The 3922-nt window shown below is 39.4% G+C and carries 4 protein-coding genes; 1 reads left to right on the forward strand and 3 read right to left on the reverse strand.

Going from position 1 to position 3922, the window contains the following annotated elements; all coding sequences use genetic code 11:
- Nucleotides 1-70: 70 nt before the first annotated feature.
- From V7K67_RS06710 to V7K67_RS06720, 3 genes are all read right to left on the reverse strand, one after another.
- Complete coding sequence (locus tag V7K67_RS06710; RefSeq protein ID WP_335165742.1) at nt 71-559, reverse strand: DUF547 domain-containing protein; 489 nt, start codon at nt 557-559, stop codon at nt 71-73.
- A gap of 108 nt (nt 560-667) precedes the next feature.
- A complete protein-coding gene (locus V7K67_RS06715; protein ID WP_335165744.1) occupies nt 668-1561 on the reverse strand; it encodes a lysophospholipid acyltransferase family protein in 894 nt (297 codons plus the stop codon).
- A gap of 402 nt (nt 1562-1963) precedes the next feature.
- Nucleotides 1964-2239, reverse strand: a complete 276-nt coding sequence (locus tag V7K67_RS06720; protein WP_335165746.1) for an HU family DNA-binding protein — start codon at nt 2237-2239, stop codon at nt 1964-1966.
- Between the two features lie 541 nt (nt 2240-2780).
- Here V7K67_RS06720 and V7K67_RS06725 point away from each other — a divergent pair.
- Nucleotides 2781-3158, forward strand: a complete 378-nt coding sequence (locus V7K67_RS06725) for a VOC family protein (RefSeq protein ID WP_334876601.1) — start codon at nt 2781-2783, stop codon at nt 3156-3158.
- The last annotated feature ends 764 nt before the right edge of the window (nt 3159-3922 follow it).

The raw sequence follows: 3922 nt of genomic DNA on the forward strand, positions 1-3922 counted from the left end.
ATATAGCCCTCCTAATTTTCTTCTTGGAGGGCATTTTATTGCTTAACACACCCATTGCGATCGCCCTTGACTAGTAACTAGCAACTTGGGTTAATTGCTGACTGACTTGCTCACCAAAGTAGGCTCCCGAACGTAGTAAAGGACAACCAACCGAAGCACAGACTATAGCAAAATGAATTCGTGGCTCCTGCAATTTGTCCCGTAGAATAGAGTTCTCAATTTTAGCTAAACTATAACTTTCCCCAAACATATAATAAGCGCGACGTTGGAAGAACCACAAAAAAGCTATCCAGTTGGGAATCCCTAAAATTCGCGGACGAATCGATTCTATTGGGTATCTCTCCAAAATTGTCGAAATGGTGAACGCATTGTAAAGGTTGATCCACAATGCCAATTGTTCGAGATTATTGCTATTAGATTTAAAAGCCAGATTTTTTGGGCTGGCTAACCAATCTGCAATTGCTTGGGGTTGCTCTTTTTTCCAAGCTACATAGTCTACACGACCCTGCTGATCAACATACTGACGCAACAATCTGTCCCAAGGTTCAAAATCAATCATTATCACCCTAGTTGATAGGTTAGCCGTTATTTTTAACTATAACAATGCAAATTGAGAAAATAAAGGGATTAAATATTTTTCTACGAGTTTTTTTCCATTGTTTTGATTTTAGGGATATTTTTGAGTATCTATAACCAATTGATTTAACTCTTCTTGCATTTGATGATGAACTAATTCATAACAATCATTCACATAATTACGATCCTTAGCTGCATCTTGACCATATCTTTCAAAAGTAATTGGATGGCATACACGAGTATGAATCTGCACAGGTAAAGGAATATTAGGCAGAGGACCAATAGACAAACCCCAAGGGAAACCTAAATAAATTGGGAAAATTCCTGGGTCTATTTGATAAAGCCACGGCAATCCCAACTGATGTAATTGTTTGACTAAATCATAGCAATCACATAAAACAATCAACGTATCATGAGCGCCAACCGAAATAACTGGAATAATTGGAACTTCTTGTTTTAAAGCCAGCTTGACAAAGCCGTGATTACCAGCAAAATGAATTTTATGGCGTTCGCTATGATTCCGAAACATATCATATTGTCCTCCCGGATATACCAGAACGCTAGCCCCCATCTCAAAAGCTGCACTGGCCATCTTTGGATGTGCAACAATTGCTCCAACTTTCTGAGCTAATTGGGCTATCTCTGGACTCACTTTCCAAGCATAAGGATGCATTAGACCATACACCAAACGCTCTGTTCCAAATCTAGAAAACCAATCATACATCATCATTACTAAATCTGGCGAAGCCATTCCACCATTATGGGAACCAACCAGTAGCACTTTTCCTTCTATTGGTATGTGATGCCATCCATCAGTTTTTACTTGGAAATAGTAACGGTAAAGCCATGACCATACAGGCATCAGTAATTCAATCAAATTAACATCTCGCTGTGTTAAAGACCATTGAATTTTCTCTGATAGTTCTGCTCTTAAGAAGTTGTCAGCGCTAATATAATTTTTCTCTACCTGTTTTAGTAATTCCATAAATAGTTCAGTGAGGCCATTCCTTGCAACTGCGAGCGGGTTTTTGAATTTACTAACCGTATTTAAACAGCATTCCTATTTCGATAAAGTCAACGCATCTGTAATGCAAAATGTGCAACTTTTGTCCGAAACTGCAACAAGTAGAAGATACAGGCACAATGGTTGCCCGAATTGTCATTATCTCCTGGATTGTGGGATTAAGCTCTTGCGTTATTTGACCTTACCCCTAAGCACTGCGATTTAACAGAAGCAGATTTGTTGCTACGGGACTAATGCCAGAATTGTCTAATTGCAATAACGTTACTCCCCAAGAAGCAGTCAAAGTTTCACAGTCGATTCGATACTTGAATTAATCGATTATGGCTTTGCAGTGATTGGATAGCCAGTGGTAAAGCAATTCATCTACGGCGCTACTTTTTCTTTAAACTGTTTCCCAGCAGAAAACGCAGGCACTTTGGTCGCTGGAATTGTCATTGGCTCATTGGTTTTCGGATTACGTCCCTCACGTTCTGAGCGTTCGCGTCGCTCGAATGACCCAAACCCTATGAGCGTTACCTTTTCACCATTGGCTACAGCTTCGGTAACAACTGACAAAAAAGCACTAATGACTTCATCAGCTTGCTTTTTCGTGATGTTGGCCTTTGCTGCTACAGCATCCACTAATTCGCCTTTGTTCATAAATCACCTTGGAGCATTATAAGTAAAGGAAATGTAGCATTAATAACTCTTGTCAGTAAAGGGGGAAAAGGAGTAATTTTCTAGCAAAACGCGAAAATTAACAATACACGGCTACTCCTGTGGCGACTTATTCAGGGTACAGCCAGTTGAGTTTTAGGAGAGCATCTACCGTATTCAAAGAGCCAATCTAAAGTTTGCACCTTTTTCAGGCGATTTCTCCGGCTTTGCACAAGGTTTATTTACTACGGGAGCGACCAATAGGAATTCCATAGCCAGCATCAGCAACTCTTTCAATATTCTTCGGTGCAATGAGTTGGGCAATTGGTTGCGGAATTAGGCTCATGTTGAAAGCGATTGCGCTAATGAAAAAACGAATGAAAATGAAAGCGCCATTGGAGTGCATAGATGTAACAGCGCGGCTTTTAGAGTAAAAGTATACCAGCCAAAATAAACTACTATTCATCGGTAAGCTTGCAGTATTTTATGCTAAAAAGCTTATAATTAGCTATATTACAAAAGTTCTGGATTAGCACAGTAGAATATGACATTGAGAAATACTTTTGGTGAATATAGTTTTGTCACTAAACTAGACGTTACTAATCTCGAAGCAAGTGCCGAGTGGTACAAGTCCAAGCTTGGGTTAGTTCCTGAAGAAAAATATGACACACCTAGTTGGAGACAGTTTAGTTTTCCTGATATTCCACGCTTTGCAATCGGATTGAACTTGAGTAACTCAGTTGAACCAGGTAATACTGTTAGTACCTTTGTTGTCAATGATATAGTTACTGCTCGTCAAAGCCTGACTGAAAAAGGAGTCTCAGTTGGGCCAATTACAGATGTCGGTCATGGAGTGCAATTATCCACTTTCAAGGATATTGACGGAAATTTGTTAGGACTTAGGCAAAATCCGCAGTCTTAACCTAGATTTACACCTAAATTGGGGAATTAGGCAGAGATATGATTTCATTTGCAATTTAACCTAACTGTCTTAGTAGGGATCAGCCTAAAAAAGCTTGTAAAACGAATCTTGATCCAAGATTTCCCACCAACACACCGCTCATCATTGCAATAAATAGCCTATATCAGCAGGGCTTTCGGCAGCCTTAAGAAAATCCATTGGCTACGCTTTGCTTTAAGAGCGATGTCTACGACGGGCTGTCCGGTGTCGCTACTTTCTCCATCCCCAGATTTCCTTACTCAGCACCCCATTACCAGCAACCATGTTCTGTGATCCATTAAGGAAAAAGCTCAAAGTCACGGATGATGTCTGTAATACACTCGCTTGTACTAACTTTTAACCTTTGTAATGCCAACTTTAAGATTATTCCTTTTTTGCGTAAAGTACGAAAATTGAGGTGAATAGTATTATATAACGGTATCTATTATGGATAAAATGGGGACAACATTAAAAGTCTCCTATATAATTTACTTCTATCAAAAACTGCTCTAGCTTACGTCTAGGGCAGTTTTATGTTGTATGGTAGAAGCCAGATTCACAACTGCACACAATGGTGAATCTTCTAACAGTAGTTGATAGCAATCGAAATTCTGGTACAGCCCATTATTAATAGCTTCTGGAAAAATATAGTAACCCAAGTTGCTAGTTACTAGTCAAGGGCGATCGCAATGGGTGTGTTAAGCAATAAAATGCCCTCCAAGAAGAAAATTAGGAGGGCTATATGC

Source organism: Nostoc sp., assembly GCF_036917155.1.
Taxonomy (GTDB): Bacteria; Cyanobacteriota; Cyanobacteriia; order Cyanobacteriales; family Nostocaceae; genus Nostoc.